The following is a 19,023-nucleotide window of genomic DNA, read 5'->3' as shown; positions in this document are numbered from 1 at the left end:
TCTTCCCGAAAACCATGTCGCGCCCCTTGCCCGCTCTCGCCATCAGCCTGACCACCCTGCTCGCCCTCGGCAGCTGCACCACCGTCGGCCCAGACTACCATAAGCCCACCGACAACCTGCCGGAGGCCTTCAAGAACGCCAACTGGCCCGCCGCCCCGGCCCCGGGCGACCCCTACGCCGCCTTCCGCGACAGCGAACTCAACCGCCTCCTGCACGTGGCTGAGAAGAACAACCAGGACCTCGCCGCCGCCCTCGCCCGCATCGACCAGTCCCGCGCCGTGCTGGGACTCTCCAAGGCCGACCAGACCCCCACCCTCGTGGGAGACTTCGCCGGGGCCCACCAGCTCGATAGCCGCAACACCAACATGCCCTCCGGAGGGGCCTACCGCGATTACGATGCCCGCCTGACCCTCAACTACGAAGTCGACCTCTGGGGCCGCATCCGGCGCCAGGTCCAGCAAGCCGAGGCCAACCTGCAGGCCAGCGAAGCCGACTACCAGGCCGCCCTCCTCTCCCTCAAAGGCGAAGTGGCCCGCAACTACCTCACCCTGCGTTCCCTGGATCGCGAGATGGCCCTCCTCAAGCAAACCGCCGACCTGCGCCAGCAGCGCCTTTCCCTTTTCCAATCCCGCCAAAAGACCGGCACCTCCAGCGGACTCGACGTCGCCCGCGCGGAGACCGAATACCAGTCCACCCAGGCCGAGATTGCCCGCCTCGCCCAACGTCGCGGCGAGCTGGAGAATGCCCTCGCCGCCCTCACCGGCGAGGCCGCCTCCACCTTCACCCTCGCCACCCGGGTGAGCGACGGCCACATCCCGTCCATCCCCGGCGCGGTCCCCTCCGACCTTCTCCGCCGCCGCCCCGATATCGTGGCTGCCGAGCGCCGCCTCGCCGCCAGCAACGAGGGCGTGGGCCTCGCCATCGCCACCTACCTCCCCCGCCTCACCCTCACCGGCACCGGCGGCACCAGTGCTCTCGACGCCAGCGACCTCTTCGACCCCGCCTCCGTTTTCTACTCGGCCGGCGCGGGCCTTTTCACCCCCATCATCCAAGGTGGGCGCGTGAAGGCCGACCGCGAGCAAGCCGAGGCCCGCTTCCGCGAAGCCCTCGCCAACTACCGCCAGGTCATGCTGGAAGCCATCCGCGATACCGAAAACGCCCTCCTCGGCACCCGCACCCTGGAGCAAGCCCTCGCCTCCCAGCGCAAGGCCGCCGAGGCCTCCCAGCGCACCGCCCGCCTGGTGCGCGTGCGCTACGACGGCGGCCTCGACTCCCTCTTCGAGGTCACCGAGACCGAACGCCAGACCCTGGAGCAGGAGCGCCTCCTCACCCAGACCGAACTCGCCCGCCAACTGGCCGCCGTCAACCTCATCCAGGCTCTCGGCGGCGAGTGGAAAGCCGCCAAATAGCCCCCTAACCCACATTTTTCTCTTTTTTGCAAAAAAATCACGTCGAGAGACGTTTCTGACTCTGATTAGACCCTGTCTTTCCGTTTATTGATTATGAAAATGACCACTTCCCGAGCCCTCGTTCTGGCCTCCTCTCTCCTCCTTGCCGCGCCGCTCACTGCGGCCTCGGAAGAAGCCTCCCCAAAGGAAAAAGCCGCTGAAAAAGCTCAAAAGGACACCCCTCCAAAGGCCAAAAAGAGCAAGCCATCTCCCACCGAAAAGATGGCCGAAACCAAGAGCAAGCTCGAACTGGAAAACGCCCTTGCCGCCGAGAAATCCAAAAAGGAACTCGCCAATCTGCGCTCCAAGGTCGCCCGCCTCAAATTGGAGAAGGAACTGCTCACCGAAGAACTCGCCCTCGCCGAGCTGAAGCAGAAGAAAGCCCTCGCCCAAGAGACCGCCAAGTTCCAAGCCGAGACCGCCGCCCTCAACCTGGAGACCCAGAAGGCCAAGATGGAGGCTGAAAAGATGACCTCCCAGCTCAAGACCCAGCAGGCCAAATTTGGTCTCGAGCTCTCCAAAAAGGAGAAAATCGTCAAAACCATTGAAGCTGACAACCAGCTCGCCAGCTACGCCAAAGCCAAGCCCGTCTACCTCAAGGATCCCCTGCAAGAGGACGGCACCCTCGTTATCTCCGACCGCCGCATCGCCCTCAATGGCCCCATCGGATCCGACACCGCCGATCACGTCACCGAGCGCATCAACTACTTCAACAACAAGACCACCGAATACCCCATCTTCATCGTCATCGACAGCTCCCCCGGCGGCTCTGTAATGTCCGGCCTCAATATCCTGAAAGCCATGCACGGCTCGGAAGCCCCCGTCTACGTGGTCGTCAAGCGCTTCGCAGCCTCCATGGCGGCCGGCATCACCACCCTCGCCGAGCGCTCCTTCGCTTTCCCCGATACCGTCCTCCTGCATCACCAGGTCCTGGCCGGCAGCTACGGCAACCTCTCCGAAACCCGTGAGCACACCCGCCAGATGGAAGAATGGTGGAGCCGCCTCGCCACCCCCGTGGCCGAGAAAATGGGCATCACTAAGGAAAAATTTATCGAACGCATGTATCAGCAAACCGTCACCGGGGACTGGACCGAGTTCGCCGACCAAGCCGTCAAGCTGAAGTGGGTCGACCATGTGGTGACCAACATGAAGGAGACGTCCCTACTGAAGAATCCCGACAGCAAGAGCGCGCCTTCCGCCCCCTCCGCCACCACTGAGGAAAAGGCCGATCACCTTCTCGAGCGGCTCAATCCCAAGGACATGCTCTACCTCTACAATCCCGACGGCTACTACCAGTTCGCCAAGTAAGGCCCTCCTTATCCACCCCCGAACCTTTTCCCACGCCTGCTCCCCGGAGCAGGCGTTTTTTTATCCCCTCAGCCCCCCTCCCGGAAGCTTCCCCTTTGGCCTAGCCGCTTGACAACTTCGCCGCTTGCTGATGCCGCAGCAGCAGCCCATAGTGCGCGCCCATTCACGCCATGCACTACTTTTCTTTCCACGACAATTCCCTTCATGCCGAGCAGGTTTCCCTAGTCGAGATCGCAGAGCAGCAGGGCACCCCCACTTTCGTCTATTCCGCGAACACCATTCGCGATCAATTCCGTCGTCTCGATGAGGCTCTCGCTCCCCTGAACCACGAAGTGGCCTACGCGGTGAAGGCCAACTCCAATGTGGCCGTGCTCGCCCTGCTGCGGGAAATGGGCGCTTCCTTCGATATCGTCTCCGGGGGCGAGCTCTTCCGCGTGGTCAAGGCGGGCGGCGATCCGGCGAAATGCACCTTTGCGGGGGTGGGCAAGACCCGGGAGGAAATCGAGTATGCTCTCGAACTCGGCATCCACGCCTTCAATGTGGAGTCCGAAGCCGAGCTGGCCTTCATCAATCAAGTGGCCGGCGAGATGGGCAAGAAAGCGCCCGTCTCGGTGCGGGTGAATCCCAATGTCGACGCCAAAACGCACAAATACATTTCCACCGGCAAATCGGAGAACAAGTTTGGCATCGACTTTGAGGTGATTGGCGAAGTCTTCGAGCGCGCTTCCCAGATGGAGCACATCGCCTTGAAGGGGCTGCAAATGCACATTGGCTCGCAGCTGACTACCGTGCAGCCCTTCCACGATGCAGTGGCCAAGGTGGCCCCTCTGGCCGCCGATCTGAAGGCCAAGTATGGCATCGAATTTTTCTCCATCGGGGGAGGAATCGGCATCATTTACGATCCGGCTTTGGAGTCCGGCAGCCCCAAGTGGTGGGAAGCCCACGCCGCTGGCGACAAGCCCCTGACTGCCGAGGAGTATGCCGCCGTGCTGGTGCCTCTCCTCCAGCCTCTCGGCCTCAAAATTCTCCTCGAACCCGGCCGCTATCTGGTCGGCAATGCCGGCGTCCTGCTGACCCGCTGCCTTTATGAGAAAAAGGGCAAAGCCAAGACCTTCAAGATCGTCGATGCCGGAATGAACGATCTCATCCGCCCCGCCCTTTACGAGGGCTACCATGAGATCGTGCCTCTCAGCCAAGGTGGTCCCCGTAGCACTGTGAAAACTGATGTGGTCGGTCCGGTGTGCGAAACCGGCGACTTCTTCTGCCAAGACCGGGAACTGCCGGACTTTCAAGAAGGAGAGCTGCTCGCCCTCATGTCGGCGGGCGCTTACGGCGCGGTGATGGGCTCGACTTACAACTCGCGGCCCCTGCCCACCGAAGTCCTCGTGGATGGCGACCAGGCCACCATTATCCGCAAGCGCCAGACCTTCGACGATCTCTTGGCTCAAGAGATTTTCTAAGCCCGGAGTGGAGAATGAGAGGGTGCTGCGGGCATCGGGCTCCGCTATCCCTCGGCCCGGACCGGAGGCCCCTGGCGGGCTTCCGCTCTCTCAAAGGTTCCCGGTCAGGCGAATAACGCGCTCGCCACCTTATCCACGTAGGCCTGCATCCGGTCTTCGGCGGCCGCGATTTCGCGAGCCAACTTCAGCTGGGTGCGGGCCCGGTCGAGATTTTGGCCCGGCCGTTTCACCCGGAAGTAGCGGTCCCCGGACAAGTAGTCGGTCAGAAAGCGCATCCCCAGCTCCAGGGAGATGAGACAACCGGAGAAGGGCAGCAGCTCAATTTCGCGCCGGGTGAGTTCCTCCCCCACAGCCTCCAGATAGCCTTCCACCAACGCTTCGAAGATGGGCATGCGCATGCACACTTTCTCCAGATCGCGCTCATCCTCCGCCGCCGGATTGGTCGAGGTGCGCACCAGATCGCCAAAGTCATAGAGAGAGAGCCCCGGCATGACGGTATCGAGGTCGATCACACACATCGCCTCGTCGGAATTCATATCGAAAAGCACATTGTTGATCTTGGTGTCATTGTGAGTCACCCGAACAGGGAGTTCTCCGGCCGCCACCAATTTGGTCACTTTGTCCATCTCGCCAGCCATGGATTCGATCCATGCCAATTCCGCTTGCACCTCCCGGACCCGATCGCACTCATCCACCGCCACGGCCTGTAGCAGATTTTCATAGCGTTTGGGAGTGTTGTGAAAGTCGGGAATCACCTCGATGATTTCCTGGGGAGACAGGTCGCTCACCAAATCCTGGAAAGCCCCGAAAGCATGTCCGGCTTGATAAGCCTGGCGGGTGTTCTCCACCACATCATAGGTGCGGCAGCCTTCGATGAAGTTGTAGCAACGCCAAATCCCCCCGTGGGGCCCTTTCACGAAACTGGAGCCCTTGCGCCCGGGATAGAGACTGAGGGTGTGGCCGCCAAAGTCTTTTTTCACCCGCAGGACCTTTTCGTTGATGTGCCGGGTCACGCATTCCACATTGCGCATCACCTCCAGCGGATCGCCAAAGACCGTTTCATTGATTCGTTGCAAAATGAAGCGGCTGCATTGCCCACGCGGATTCTGATAAGTGGCCAACCAGGTGGAGTTGATGAGACCAGTCTCCACTTCCTCGGCCTCGATCAAATGGCCCTCGATCGCGAACAAATTGGCAATCTCTTCGATCCGTTCGATAGGTCTCTTTTCACTCACGAAAGCGCAGGCTAAGGGTTTGTTGACCAAATTGACAATCCCCAAGACTGTCTCCCTGAGTCAGCGCGGCCAATCCCAGGGGTTCCCCACCAGGCAGGCGACATTCCGGCTCGCCAAAAGAGGGCCCGCCTGTCTAGCTCCCGGCAACGTGCATCTGCCGAACCGCCCTTTTTCCTACCGCGAAACTCCCGAGGATCTGGCCTCGCTGCGCCTGCTCCTGCAGAGCCATGCCGTGCCCCATCTGAGCCCCGGACTCCCGCCCGATCGGCATGTTCTTAACCTCGCTTGCGGCCGATCGGATGAGACCGGACTCCTCGCCGACCTTTTCTCCCATCCTCTGGGCGAGACCCGCTTCACCGGCATCGACATCCGCGCTGCCGAGCTGGATGAAGCCTCGGCCCGCTGGTCCGCCCAGCAGGGGCAATCCTCCCGCCTGCAGGCTCGCTTTCTCACCCTCGATGCCTCCAAGCTGCCTGAATTGCGGGAGATCCCAAGCCCGACCCACCTTGCCTTTTTCCGCCACCAAAACTTCTGGAACGGTCCCCAGCTGTGGACCACACTCTTCGACCACGCGCTCCACCAGCTCAGCCCAGACGGACTCCTCATCATCACCTCTTACTTCGACAAGGAGCACCTCCTCGCGCTCTCGGCCTTGGAATCGCTGGGAGCCCACCGCCTCACCACCGTGCGCAATCCCCGCTCCCGTCCCGTCCTTCAGACCGCGGGAAAATCCGTCGACCGTCATCTCGCCGTTTTCTCACGAGAGCCCCGAGAGGACTTGCCCCGTATCCTGGTCTGAAAAAGCCGCATTTGCAGGAGGGCGCTTTGGCGATAAGGTGAGGCCATGTATCACGAAGACGAGAGCCAGCCTCTCCCCCCCGATCCCAAACTGGACGCATTTCTCCGTATTCTGGTGGGCGCGGTGATTCTCCTCGGCGGTGGTTTCCTTCTGTTGGAATTCGTGCACTGGCTGGCCCATGGCGGGCTGCGGCCTTTCCTCGTCGGGGCCGCCTTCACCGTCGTTTTCTTTTACCTCCTCATTCTCTGGTCCCGGGTGCTTTCGGCGGGAGGCCGCGCCCTCAAGCAACGGCCCTCCCTCTACGCCTTCCTCGGGCTGCTAACCGCTATCGGCCTTCTCGTGCAGCACTTCTACGCGGGATGAGGGAAAATCCCCCCTTGCAGTCTTGACCTCACCGGGAAGCTCTGGGCAAGTTGGCAGGACGGTTTTTTCGTCCCCGTGCTGCCATCCATGAAAACGACCCCTGCCCGCATCGCCCAGGCCTCCCTTCTCCTTGCCCTCTACGCCAGCACCCCCTCACTGCCGGGAGCAGGATTTCAACTGTCCGAGCGCTCGGCGTCAGGATTGGGACGAGCCTTTTCGGGGGAAGCGGCCATCGCGGACAATGCCACCGTCCTATCCTCCAATCCGGCCGCGCTGCTGCTGCTGGGCGGCGATTGGCACTTTGCGAGTGGGGTGACTTACATCGAACCGGGCGCGGATGTCACCTACTACCCGGCCCTGCGGGGAGGGAATGACGGTCCCTCCTTCAAGGCTGACGACATTGCCGAGTCCGCCTGGGTGCCCTACCTTTACGCCACCAAGCGCGTCACCGACGATCTCGCTCTCGGTCTGGGCCTCTACACCACCTATGGACTGCGCACCAGCTATGACTCCGCCGACGCCAACCTCATGGGGACCAAGGACTCCGAAATCACCAGCGTCAACCTCAACCCGAGTTTCAGCTTCCGCCTCAGCGACCGTCTGCTCGTGGGGGGCGGCTTCAATGCCCTCTATGCGGAAGGAGAATTGACCGCCCACGCCGTCACCGGCACCGCCTTTCCCTCCTTTGGACTGGAAGGTGACGACTGGGGCTTCGGCTACAATCTGGGCCTCCTCTACGAGTTCTCGCCACAAACCCGGGTCGGGCTGAGTTACCGCTCTGCCATCGATCTCGATCTGGAGGGAGAGGTGGATGGCAGCATCGTGGGCGGGGCCACCGTCCCGGGAGACTTGGCCCTGGAATTGCCCGCGTCCATCGAGTTCAGCCTCTTTCACCAGCTCAACGAGAAGTGGTCCTTGCATGGCGATGTCTTCTGGACCCAATGGAGCAGCTTCGAAGCTCTCGAACCCAAAGTCGATACCGGCAATGCGGCAGTGGACGCGGCAATCAATGCCGGCCTGCGCACCCCGCAAAATTGGGAGGACTCCTTCCGCTATGCCCTGGGCGCCACCTATTCCCACGACTCGCAATGGACCTTCCGCGCGGGAATCGCCTTTGACGAAAGCCCGGTCGATGATGAGAACCGCAATCTGCGCATTCCGGACAGTGATCGCTTCTGGCTCAGCATCGGTGCCAGCTATGCCGTCAACGAACATCTCACTCTTGATGCGGGATACAGCTACATCTTCATCGATTCGGTATCTCTGGGTCAGAACGACAAAGGCCTCATCGATACGCGCAGCAAGGCCGAAGGCGACATCCAGCTCTTCTCTCTCGGCCTCAGCGGGAGTTTTTAAAAAAACAGTCTCTTTCCGTTACTAAAAAGCAACAAACTTTGCACAAGCTGAGTTTGGCGCACATGGCCTAGGTGCAGGGTCTTCGGATTGACCCCCACCCAAATAGCCATGAACACTCATTTCACTTTCAAGTTGGCCGCCCTCTTCGCCGGAACCCTCGCCTGCGCACAAGGAGCAAGCTACACAGTTGAAAATCTCGACTTGCGCGCGGGAATCACTCAGGGAACAGCCTCCCAAGGAAGCTTCGTCTTCACTTCAGGCTATGATTACGCCTCCAATCAAAACTCCGCTCCCTACAATGTTGAATTAACTTGGACCGGGCTCTCTGAAACCGACGTCAATCTCGTCTTCAACCTGGCTACCAACGCCGCAAACGGCATCAACCAAAATGGCCAAGGCCTCCGGCCCCGAGACGCCAGCGGTAACACTTGGCAAGTCGGCAACACCCTCACTCTCACCTTCGTCTCAGCGACCCCGGAAGATTCATCCTACACGGTTACTTTTGACGGTTTCACCGGAGCCGGTTTGGGCCAATCCTCCTCGACCGATGTGGAGGGCTTGGTCACCGAAGGAACGGTCAATAGCCAAGTCATCACCCTGTCAACAGATGGAACCGGCAGCTACGACTACAATAACAGTAACGCCGACTTTGCGGCCACGAATTCTATCGTTTGGGAACTCACCCGATTGGATGCCGGCACCAACGCATGGACCCGCAATATGGACTTCGGCATCACGGTGAACCCCATCCCCGAGCCCTCCTCCTTGCTGTTGGTCGCCAGTGGCGGTCTCAGCCTTCTGCGCCGTCGCCGCTGATTCCCCGCTCTCTCTCCCACCATCCCGAAAGTCTTTCCACGCGGGTGGAAAGGCTTTTTCCGTTCTCACGGACAGGGATTCGCGCAGACTTTCGCAATTAACTCTGGCCAGCCACCGAATCCGGGTCCATGCTCCGCTCTCGCGATGCGTAAAAAGGCTCTTTTGGCACTGGAAGACGGGCGGGTTTTTGAAGGAACCGCTTTTGGACACGAAGGAACAACCACCGGGGAGGCGTGTTTCAACACCTCGATGACCGGCTATCAGGAGATTCTTACCGATCCCTCCTACCGTGGCCAGATCGTGACCATGACCTACCCGCAGATTGGCAACTACGGAATCAATCCCGAAGACGCTGAATCGGACCAAGTTCATGTGCGCGGATTCGTGGTGGGCGAACTCTGCGACATCCCCTCCAGCTGGCGCTCCCAGCAGACTCTCAGCGACTATTTGGCGGAAAACAAAGTCATCGGCATCGACGACATCGATACCCGGGCCCTGACCAAACACCTCCGCTCGGCGGGAGCCATGCGGGCCTGCCTGACCACCGAACTCTCTGCCGAGGAAGCGGTGAAGGCGGCCCAAGACGCCCCTTCCATGCTTGGCGCGGATTACGTGAAGGAAGTCACCACCGACAAAGTCTATCACTGGGAAGGCGAATCGCGCCCGTGGACCATCCCCTCCACTTCCCAAGGAATCGAGGGCAACTACCTGCCTCTGGAGGAGCCCAAATACAAGATTGTGGCCTACGACTTCGGCATCAAACGCAACATCCTGCGCCGCCTGCGCCAGGAAGGTTTCGACGTGACCGTCGTGCCAGCCACCACGCCGGCCAAAGAGGTGCTGGCCATGAATCCCGACGGTGTCTTTCTTTCCAACGGCCCCGGGGACCCCGCTTCACTGGAATACGTGCACAGCGAGATTCGCGAACTCATCGGTCAGACTCCTCTCTTCGGCATTTGCCTCGGTCACCAGCTGCTGACCCACGCCTGCGGCGGAAAGACTTACAAGCTGAAGTTCGGTCACCGCGGCGGCAACCAACCGGTCAAGGATCTGCGCAGCGGCCAAGTCGCCATCACCGCCCAGAACCACGGTTTTGCCACTGATGGCGACAACCTCCCGCCCGATACCGAAGTGACCCACCGGAACCTGAACGACAACACGGTGGAAGGCACTCGCTCGACGGTGGCACCGGTCTTTTCCGTGCAGCATCACCCGGAAGCCGCTCCCGGCCCGAACGACGAGCGCGAGTTCTTCAGCGACTTCGCCAAGCTCATCGAGGAGCACCGCGCCAACTGAGGGCCTTCCCTCGAATCGACGGGAGAGGTGATGGCAAGGACGACGGAATTTCTCCTCCCCCTCTTCCCGAGAGTCGCTAAGGTCGCGCCATGCAACAGGCAATTGGCATCGACTTCGGGGGCACCACGGTAAAAATCGGGGTGGTGCAAGGTTCGGAAATTCTGGACAAAGCCCCCCCCATCGCCACCCAGGACTACACCTCGGCGCCCCCTCTCATCGATGATATCGCCCGCACGGCGGAGGCCCTCCGGGCTCGTTTCCCCGGCATCGCGGCAGTGGGAGCAGGGATGCCCGGCTTTGTCGACTTCCCCACCGGTCGGGTCCATCGCCTGACCAATGTGGAAGGGTGGACCAATATTTTCCTGAAAAAGGAACTGGAGGACCGCCTGCGCTTGCCCGCCACCATCGACAATGATGCCAATGCCATGGCCTACGCGGAGTGGAAGCTGGGGGCCGGACGCGGCTTCAACCACCTGGTGGCTCTCACCCTTGGCACCGGGGTGGGCGGCGGCCTCGTCATCGATGGCAAACTGGCCCGCGGAGCCAATTCAGTGGGCTCGGAGCTCGGCCACGTGTCCATCAATTACAAGGGCCGCACCGGCCCATATGGCAACCATGGCGGCCTCGAAGAATACATCGGCAACAACGAGATTGTGGCGCGCGCCCGGGAGCTCTACCGCGAGGCCGGCCACCGTCTCTCCCTCGACGACTGCTCTCCCAAAACCCTCGCCGAATCCGCCCTCGAGGGCGATCCGGTCGCTCTCCGGGTGTGGGACGGCATTGCCGAAAAGCTTGCCTGTGCCCTCACCTCAACCGTTTTTCTGCTCAATCCCGAGGCCATCATCATCGGTGGAGGGGTCTCCAAGGCCGGCGATCTCCTGTTTCTCCCCCTCAAGGAAAAACTCTTTTCCCAAATCGGAGAACCCTTCAAAGAAAATCTCCAACTTCTCCCCGCCCACTTTGGCAATGAGGCCGGTATGCTGGGAGCAGCCAACCAAGCCCTCGAACGCCTCTGAAGCCAGTGAATGGCTCTCGCTGAAGGAGGAAGCGAGATTCCTCCTTCAAGTTCACGGTCGCAGAATGGCGAGCCAAGCATTCTCCAGCTGTCCGACCGCCCTCCGCTCACTCCACCTCGCCAGCAAGCAGCTTCTCGCACCAGGTCAGCCCGGCCCGATATTCCGGATTTTCCGGGTCGAGAGCGAGCAGGGCTTGCCAAGAGGCGATTGCGGTCTCTAACAATTTTTCCCGTTGCTCACCCTGGTGGGCCCGGGCGAGATCGCCACAGAGGTAGCCGAGCACGTGGTGGATCTCCCGGGCACTGGGAGCCCGGTCCCCCCCGGCCAGCAATTGCTGCAGAAGCTCGCGCGCTTCTTGTCCCACCGATTGCTCCCCCTCGCCATCGTCGCTCTGCCCCAGCACGGCCGCCAATTGCCACTGCAAGACCGCCCGCCGGTATTTCCGCCACCGTTCCTCAGCGGGATCGGCAAAGGGTTCCCCAATCAACTCCAGACCGTCCTGCAAATAGCTGCGCGCTTCCTCAAGCTCTCCTTTTTCCCTCGCAATCCCCGCCAACACCGCCTGCTGGACCGCCAGCGAGATGGCCGTGCGGGGTCCGGGCTCAGGCGGAGCGAGAGCGATGGCCTCCCTGGCTAGCTCTGCCGCCGCAGCCAGCTCCCCCTCTGCATAGAGTTCCTCCCCCAAGCCCTCGGCCGCCAAGATAAATTGCTCCCGCAGAGCAGCCTCCATCTGTGGCGACAAAGCCTCGGCCTCCAGGCTCGTCCGCAACACGGAGATCACCTGCTCCCGAAGATCCGCTGCCAATTCGTCGCGACCGACCCCCACCGCCACCTCGGCAGCCTCTCGACGCAGACGCATTTTCCACAGCGAAATCAAGCCCGCCTCGCCTGCCACTGGCAGCTCGGCCACCCGCTCGGACAACGCCAGAAGAGCGTCCAAAGCTTCTTCCTCCTGACCCAAGTGGAGCTGGGAACGCACCGCCACCAAATCGAGAACCGCAGCCAGCCAAGCCCGCTCCTGCTCCTCAGCCATCGCGGCCACCCCCTCCCGCACGCGCGCGAGGTCCCCGGGGTCCACAGCCTGCACGAGCGATTCCTTCACCAGCAAACGAACGCCCCCCCGCGCCCCCAGCTGACCCAATTCTCCCGCCACTCCCTCGCGGGCCGCCTGCCAATCCCCCCGGGCAAGCGCCAGCAAGGCCCGCTCCGTCCGCCAACGCTCCCCCCATTTCTCCACCCCCGGCGATTGCCTCTGCAAAAGCTTCTCATATTGCGCATCCAGCTCCTCCAGGCGCTCTTGCCGCCCCTGTAAAACAGGCAAGCCATCGCCCCCCTCCCGGAAAGCCCAATCCAGCAGCAGCTCGCGACCCGCCTCCAGCAACTCGCCATCCTGTTCACTCTCAGCCAAACGCGCGGCCATCACCTGGCGCTCGCGCTCAGCCTCCTCCCGCGCCAGCCGGGCCGCCTCCTCACTGCGCAGCGCGCGGGAAGTCTCCTTCTGCAAATCCGCAATCCGGGCCGCCAGGGTCTCCTCCCTCCCGGACCAAGTCACCGCCGTCGCTCCCCCCGCCAGCAAGCTGAGCAGGAAACCCGCCCCCAGCGTATTCTTAATCCGTCGGGTGCGCCGCAGTTTCTGCTTCCAACCCGCAAGCTCGCTAGCCTGGGCCTCTTGTAAGGAAAAGACTTCCTGCGCGTGGGCCGCCGCCATCTCGGCCACTTCCGCGGCGTGTTCCGCCTTCTGGATTTCCCAGTCCCAAATCTCGCAAAGCTCAACCATATCCCGGAAGCGCTTTTCCGGATCAGGATGCAAACAACGCTCTACCACCCCACGCAAAATTTCGTCCGTCGCCCCCTCCCAGGGACGCACTTCCTCGGCTCGCAGCAGACTCGCCAGTTCCTCAAAATTCAGGTCATAGGCCGGTCCCCGGTCTTGCCCTGCCGGAGGGGCCAGATCGGAGAAAAAGACGTCAAAACGCGGAAAACACCCCTCCAACAAACGATAGGCCAACACCCCGAAGGAAAAAACATCCCAGCGATAGCCCGCCCCATGCAGGTAACCGGAGGGATCTTCCAACTGCTCGGGAGCCATGTAGAGAAGGGCATCGGTGAACTCCAAAACATCGATCCCCGGCATCCAGCCCAAACCATAGTCCGCTACCGCCACCCCACCCTCCGCAATGAGGAAGATATTCCCCGGCTTCAGATTACCATGGGCGATCTGAAAACTATGCAATGTCGCCAACGCCCGCGCCAAGTGCGGCACCAGCTCCCGGGATTCCGCAGTTGCCAAATACCCGCCCAACTGCCGTTGCAAGGTCCGCGGCTCCTGGGCATCCCCCCCCACCAAGGGGCTCACCTCCACCACCGGCTTTTGCGCAAAGAACTGTTTTTCAACCGGAAGAACCCCAGAGGAGAGCGCTAACTCCGGAGGCAAGCGCTTGACCCGTTCACGCGCGAGGTCGAAATTGACCGAAAGGGTATCCAGCACCCGCAGGGCACAAGCGCGACCACTCTCATCCCGGGCCGCCCAGACGGCACCACACACGCCCTCACCAATGAGATCACCTGTTTCGTATCCGGGGAGGGAAGGTTTCATCGCCAAATATCAATTACTCCCTGGGGAAATTTCTTCCCACCGGGCCGGGTAGTCTGGCCAAGCGACCCCAACCCGTCAACGCCCCGGACGGGAAATCCCCCTCCCGGAGCCATTTTGCCAAAGGACCGCATTGCAGTTCCCCTCCACTTGCCCTTCACTGGTCCCGTTGAAAGCCGCGCTCGTCCACTACCATCTCCGCACGGGAGGAGTCAGCAAAGTCGTTGCCAATCAATCGCAGGCTCTCAGCAGCCTCGGCATCTCCCACCGCGTCCTTTCCGCCGGACCTGCCCCCAAGGCCCTCCCCCACCTCACCCTCCCCGAACTCGATTACCAAAGCGAGCCCGCTCCGGACTCCTCCCCCCTCTTCCCCCGTCTTCGCGCCGCTTTCGCCCGGGAGATGGGTGGCGAGCCCGACCTCTGGCACCTGCATAATGCCACCTTGGGCAAGCATGCCGGCTTCCCCGGGCTCATCCGCGACCTCGCCCATAGCGGCACCCCCTTCATTCTCCAGTTGCACGATTTCGCTGAAGACAACCGGCCCCACAACTACCCCCTCCTCACCGGGGAGCACCTCTACCCCCTGGCCCCCCAGATCCACTACGCCTTTATCAACAGCCGCGACCAACGCTTCCTGAAACAAGCGGGACTCCCGGAAAGCCAAAGCCACCTCCTGCCCAATGCCGTGGTAGCGGACTCCGCGCCCGCACTCTCCGAAGGCAACACCCCGGCCCTCGTCCTTTACCCGGTGCGAGGCATTCGCAGAAAAAATCTGGGCGAAATGGTTCTCCTCGCCGCCCTCGCCCCCCCGGGCACCCGCTTTGCCATCTCCCTCGCCCCCGAGAATCCCCGTTGGCAGGCAGAACACGACCGCTGGGTGGCCTTTGCCAAGGAAAACCACCTCCCCGTCCTCTTCGACGTCACCGATCGATTGCCCCCTCGTCCGGGGAAAGAAAGCAACTTCGCCACCTGGGTCTCCCATGCCACCCATCTCGTGACCACATCCATCGCAGAAGGCTTCGGACTCGCCTACCTCGAGCCCGCCCTGCGGGGCAAACCCCTCTTTGGTCGCGACCTCCCGGAAATCACTTCCGACTTCCGCACCCATGGCATCGAACCCGGGCGCTTCTATCAACACCTTCCCATCCCTCTCTCCGCTCTTGATCATTCCGCCCTAAAAGCACAACTGCAATCCCGCCTGCAAGAAAACTACCAAAACTATAACTTCCCTTTATCCGACGAAGACCTCACCGCCGCATGGGCCCATCTCACCAGCGGGAACGAAGTCGACTTCGGAGCCTTGCCCGAAGACCACCAGGAGACAGTCATTCAGCAAGTGCTCAAAGGCCAGGCCCCCTATCTGGACTCCTTGCGCCAGTGGCTGGCCGCGACCCTCGCGCAGGAGCAGCCCACAGCCACCCCCGCACAAGTGGAAGCCTACAGCCTGCCCCGCTCCCAGGAGCAACTGGCCAGCCTTTACCACACCGCTCTCACCGCCCCCCGGCAAGCTCCCCGCTGGCTCCCCAAAGAAGCCGTTCTCGGCCAATTTCTCTCCCCCACCCGCTTCCACTTCCTACGCGACTAGTCATCCCCTCGCCTCCCTGCGCAAGGACCAAGGCCAACCCGCAAGGCTCGCAGAACCTGCTGCGCTCCCGCGCCCGGTTGCTCGCGATGCATCAGCCAAATCTCTGAATCCGGCAAATCATCCCCCGCCAACTTGCGAATCCCCAAGCCATTGTCCTTGGCCAAGGGGCGGCAGAGGCCCGGCACCACTGCCATGAAAGAACTCTGCGCCGCCAAAGCGAGAGCCTGCTCGTAGGTTGAGCACAAAGCCGCAATCTGCAAACGGACTCCCTGCCTTTCAGCAGCTTGCTCCAACGCCATTCTGAGCGGGGTCACCCCCTCCAAGAGAATCAGACGCTCTTTTAAGATAGTTGAAACCATCACCCGCTTGGCGGCGGGATACTTCCGCCGAGTGAGAGCAAGAAAATCTCCCTGATGCAACCGCAGCGAGCGTTGCCCCACCTCCTTGGGCGGCTCGCTCGAACTCAAGACAATATCGACCACCCCGCGCCGAAACTCCTGCATCGCCTCCGCGCTCCGCATATTTCGCAAACGCATAGCAGGAAAATCGGGCAACAAACACGGCGCCAAAGCAGGAATCACAAACTGCACCAATGCCATCTCTCCCCCCGCAATGGTCACCTCTTCGCAATCCCCTTCAATGGACTCCCCCTGAATCTCCCTCATCAGCTTTTGGTAACGACCCAACACCTCATACCCCTTCCGGGAAAGACGCAGCCGCCTCCCGACCCGCTCAACCAACACCAGACCGGTCGCTTTTTCCAGCAACTTGATCTGATGACTGAATTGGGACTGCCGGACCGCATTGCCCGCCGCCTGATTTAAGCTAACAGATTCAGATAGAGATTCTAACACCGCAAGCCTCGCCAGAGTCACTCCTTTCATGATTTTTCAGTCATAACAGAGAAACTTATCTCTTGCAATCCTTTCCACCTCCTGCCATTTCTGATAACGAATAATGAACAGTTCCTCCGATCACCTTTGGCGCCGCAAGCTGAACGCTTATCTTCACGACACCCCCGACAAGACAACAGATATTGCCAGTCACGAGTTCCGGGCCGCTTGGCTCAAGGCTTTGGACCAGTTTTCCGACGAGGAGAGCTTTGACAAGTCCGCCGACTGGGCCGCCTCCGCCGCAGACCGCCTCCCCTTCCCCCATCCCAAACGCTTGCGCCAGTCTCTCGATGAATTGGAAAGACTCCCTCATGCTTTGGGAGAGGCAACGGTCACCGCCCCCAAGTTCGGCTCGGCGATGGAAGCCCTCGAAACCAGCCAAAAGACCCGGCCCTTCCTCCTGGATGGCAACGACCCAAGGGCGGACTACCTCTGCGCCTGGCGCTTCTGGCGAAACTGGGCTTCGAGCGCGGATGCCCGCTTCCCCTTTCTTCCCGCCGACACCCGCATTCCCGACCACAGCATCTGGCATCATCTGGGTGTCACCTCCGCACTGCAATCCTGCCAGATTCCCTGCTCCACCGATGCCCAAGGCAGGACCAAGACCTTTATCGACGCCAGTCAGAATCCCCGCCTCCTCCTTTTTTCCCTCGGTCCCGTGCAACCCTTCATCGCCTCCGCGCGGTCCACGAGGGACTTGTGGTCGGGTTCTTACCTTCTTTCCTACCTCATCAGCACGGCCTTGGGTGAGATCGCCCGCGAGTTGGGTCCCGATCACGTCATTTTCCCCAACCTCCTCGACCAACCTCTTCTTGATCTGCAACTGAGAGAGATATTTGAGAAAGTCACTTTTTCTGAGAACACAGTCTGGAAGGGCTTGGGATATCAAGAATACAACTTGTCCAAGCTCCTCACTCCATCATTACCCAATCGTTTTCTGGCCGTGCTTCCGGCCACCCTTCCTAACGGAGAAACCTGCGAGGAATTCGCTGCCAAACTCGGGAAGACCATCCAGAAGACACTCAGCGATATCGCCGGCACAGTTGCGCGAGAAGTTGGGAAACTAGGTCTCCAATTTGAGAGAGACCGCTTCGACGAACAAACCTCCCGCATCCTTGACCTTCATTGGCAAACCCTGGCCATCCCGGAAGGCTTTGAGGAGGTGTGGAAGCAGGCTGATGAACTCCTTCCTCCCGACGAAAAACAAGATAAGGGGTATCAACCCCGAGCTCCCATCGCCGCCATTCGGGACATGATACAGCAGGAAGACTGTAAACCGCAATACGATCCCTCTCCCACTTCCGCATGGGGCCTTCTCAACGCTCTCTTGCAATGGCTGCACGACGGCACCAAAGCCCAGCGTCCCTTCGAGGCTTGGTCTACGGGAGAATGGAAATCGGGAACAACGTTCAACAAGGACTCCCTCAACGGTAAGGAGGAGGCGGTGTTGATCATTCCCTCCGGGAACGAGGATGCCGAAAAATTGGGTCTCATCCTCGGCATGAGCAAAGGCACCTTCAAGGCCAACGAACTCCTGGGAGCTTCCACCCTCATCAAGCGACTGTGGTGGCATTGCTACTTGCCGGACGAGATTGGCATCTCGGCAAGCACCCTCAAAGAGATGCACCCCATGCCGAACACCCACGCCATTGCGAAGGGTGACCCTTTCGCCGATAGCGACGAATACGAGGAGAGCGAGGGGGAAAAATATTTTGCCATCCTCGCCCTCGACGGCGACGAGATGGGCAAGTGGATCTCCGGATCCAAATCGCCGAAAATGCGCCACTGCCTCTCTCCAGAAGCGCTCAAATACTACGAAGAAAAAGCTCCCGATTTTCTGGAAGCCCGCCGCGCCATCACTCCGGCTTGGCACCAACAGTTCTCGGAAGCGCTGGGCAACTTTTCTTTCCACTGTGCGCAACGCATCGTGGAAGCCTTCGACGGCCGTCTTCTTTATGCCGGAGGCGATGATGTTCTCGCCATGCTGCCCGCCAAAGATGCCGTCGCTTGCGCACGGGCCCTGCGCGCCGCCTTCCGGGGCGAAAAAGATCATCTCAACAAAGTTCGAGGCAAATTAATCGGAGAAGGAAAGAAGCGCCGCTCGGACCGCAAAAGCCGTCTCTTCAACTGCGACGAGGAGGGCTACCTGCGCTTGCACGAAGATTCGGGAGCGACGTTTGGTGAGAGTAAAGGTCTCCTTTCCGACCCAGTCGAATTCTCCGTGCTTCTGCCTGGACCCGCCACTGACGTCTCTGTCGGCATCGCCATCGCCCACCAAAAGTCGCCGCTGCAAGATGTGGTTCGGGCCGCGCAGTCGGCAGAAAAGCGGGCTAAGAAACAACTGAACCGCGCGGCTCTGGCCATCACCGTGATGAAGCGCTCGGGCGAGATTCTGGAATGGGGCTGCAAGTGGTCCACGGACTCGAAGAAGACTGCCGATTCGGCGGGCTACCTTTTGCTGCAAAGCCTCATCACGGACTTGTTGAGCGAGAGCCTCAAAGGCCGGTTCCCACACAAGGTGGAGGCCTTGTTAGTTCCTTATCTGAACCACTCCAAGAGCCTCCGAGAAGACGAGTCATTCGACCCACTCTTTGGCAAACTCTTACTGCGAGAGGTTGAGCACGTTCTCACTCACAATGACGGAGGACACCCGGAAGCCACGAAAAAAGAGGACTTCACAAGATATTGGGAAGAACTGGGCACCCTCACGGGGCCGAACAACCCTGCTGAGAAACAAGATTTCAACAAGAAATTATCACTCTTCATCAACCTGCTTCGAACCGCCGCTTGGTCGGTGCGCAATGAGCGCCGCGCCGACGAAGAAACAACCTATGCCCTAAACACCCATTAACCTG

14 protein-coding genes are annotated in these 19,023 nt (G+C 60.7%); 11 read left to right on the top strand and 3 right to left on the bottom strand.

The genetic code is table 11. From position 1 onward, the window contains the following. Positions 1–14 precede the first annotated feature (14 nt). From JIN78_RS01805 to lysA, 3 genes are all read left to right on the top strand, one after another. The gene (locus JIN78_RS01805; RefSeq protein ID WP_200390217.1) at positions 15–1,409 is read left to right on the top strand and encodes an efflux transporter outer membrane subunit; all 1,395 of its coding nucleotides are present in this window, start codon (positions 15–17) and stop codon (positions 1,407–1,409) included. A 99-nt stretch (positions 1,410–1,508) separates the two neighbouring features. Beyond that, on the top strand, positions 1,509–2,756 hold the full coding sequence (locus tag JIN78_RS01800; RefSeq protein WP_200390216.1) for an ATP-dependent Clp protease proteolytic subunit: 1,248 nt from the start codon (positions 1,509–1,511) through the stop codon (positions 2,754–2,756). A 170-nt stretch (positions 2,757–2,926) separates the two neighbouring features. Then, positions 2,927–4,216 (top strand): diaminopimelate decarboxylase, encoded by a 1,290-nt coding sequence (lysA, locus tag JIN78_RS01795; protein ID WP_200390215.1) that lies wholly within the window; start codon positions 2,927–2,929, stop codon positions 4,214–4,216. Between the two features lie 104 nt (positions 4,217–4,320). On the opposite strand, the gene JIN78_RS01790 is transcribed toward lysA, so the two are convergent. Next, positions 4,321–5,451: a phosphotransferase enzyme family protein gene (locus JIN78_RS01790; protein ID WP_200390214.1), complete on the bottom strand. Its 1,131-nt coding sequence runs from the start codon at positions 5,449–5,451 to the stop codon at positions 4,321–4,323. 148 nt (positions 5,452–5,599) lie between these two features. Here JIN78_RS01790 and JIN78_RS01785 point away from each other — a divergent pair, with 148 nt between their 5' ends. The 6 genes from JIN78_RS01785 to JIN78_RS01760 all read left to right on the top strand — a co-directional run bounded on the left by JIN78_RS01785 (position 5,600) and on the right by JIN78_RS01760 (position 11,097). Beyond that, a complete protein-coding gene (locus tag JIN78_RS01785; RefSeq protein WP_200390213.1) occupies positions 5,600–6,250 on the top strand; it encodes a class I SAM-dependent methyltransferase in 651 nt (216 codons plus the stop codon). 45 nt (positions 6,251–6,295) lie between these two features. After that, positions 6,296–6,613: a hypothetical protein gene (locus JIN78_RS01780; protein ID WP_200390212.1), complete on the top strand. Its 318-nt coding sequence runs from the start codon at positions 6,296–6,298 to the stop codon at positions 6,611–6,613. 87 nt (positions 6,614–6,700) lie between these two features. Further along, positions 6,701–7,969 (top strand): OmpP1/FadL family transporter, encoded by a 1,269-nt coding sequence (locus JIN78_RS01775; RefSeq protein ID WP_200390211.1) that lies wholly within the window; start codon positions 6,701–6,703, stop codon positions 7,967–7,969. A 108-nt stretch (positions 7,970–8,077) separates the two neighbouring features. Beyond that, positions 8,078–8,785 (top strand): PEP-CTERM sorting domain-containing protein, encoded by a 708-nt coding sequence (locus tag JIN78_RS01770; RefSeq protein ID WP_200390210.1) that lies wholly within the window; start codon positions 8,078–8,080, stop codon positions 8,783–8,785. A 144-nt stretch (positions 8,786–8,929) separates the two neighbouring features. Continuing rightward, positions 8,930–10,081, top strand: coding sequence for a glutamine-hydrolyzing carbamoyl-phosphate synthase small subunit (carA, locus tag JIN78_RS01765; protein WP_200390209.1), 1,152 nt, complete (start codon positions 8,930–8,932; stop codon positions 10,079–10,081). 89 nt (positions 10,082–10,170) lie between these two features. Further along, positions 10,171–11,097 carry an ROK family protein gene (locus JIN78_RS01760; RefSeq protein ID WP_200390208.1) on the top strand — a complete coding sequence of 309 codons (927 nt, stop codon included), beginning with the start codon at positions 10,171–10,173 and terminating at the stop codon, positions 11,095–11,097. A gap of 106 nt (positions 11,098–11,203) precedes the next feature. Here JIN78_RS01760 and JIN78_RS01755 read toward each other — a convergent pair whose 3' ends face one another. After that, the gene (locus tag JIN78_RS01755) at positions 11,204–13,693 is read right to left on the bottom strand and encodes a protein kinase domain-containing protein (RefSeq protein ID WP_200390207.1); all 2,490 of its coding nucleotides are present in this window, start codon (positions 13,691–13,693) and stop codon (positions 11,204–11,206) included. Positions 13,694–13,859: 166 nt separating this feature from the next. On the opposite strand from JIN78_RS01755, the gene JIN78_RS01750 reads away from it, so the two are divergent. Then, positions 13,860–15,275: a glycosyltransferase gene (locus tag JIN78_RS01750; protein WP_200390206.1), complete on the top strand. Its 1,416-nt coding sequence runs from the start codon at positions 13,860–13,862 to the stop codon at positions 15,273–15,275. On the opposite strand, the gene JIN78_RS01745 is transcribed toward JIN78_RS01750, so the two are convergent. Then, positions 15,272–16,159 (bottom strand): LysR substrate-binding domain-containing protein, encoded by an 888-nt coding sequence (locus JIN78_RS01745; protein ID WP_200390205.1) that lies wholly within the window; start codon positions 16,157–16,159, stop codon positions 15,272–15,274. The two genes, JIN78_RS01750 and JIN78_RS01745, sit on opposite strands and share 4 nt — an antisense overlap. Before the next feature lie 73 nt (positions 16,160–16,232). Here JIN78_RS01745 and cas10 point away from each other — a divergent pair, with 73 nt between their 5' ends. Next, positions 16,233–19,019: a type III-B CRISPR-associated protein Cas10/Cmr2 gene (gene cas10, locus JIN78_RS01740; RefSeq protein ID WP_200390204.1), complete on the top strand. Its 2,787-nt coding sequence runs from the start codon at positions 16,233–16,235 to the stop codon at positions 19,017–19,019. Positions 19,020–19,023 lie beyond the last annotated feature (4 nt).

This window comes from Roseibacillus ishigakijimensis (genome assembly GCF_016595415.1).
GTDB classification, from domain to species: Bacteria; Verrucomicrobiota; Verrucomicrobiia; order Verrucomicrobiales; family Akkermansiaceae; genus Roseibacillus; species Roseibacillus ishigakijimensis.
The sequence above is the reverse complement of the archived record's forward strand: the minus strand, read 5'-3'. Positions and strand labels throughout refer to the sequence as shown.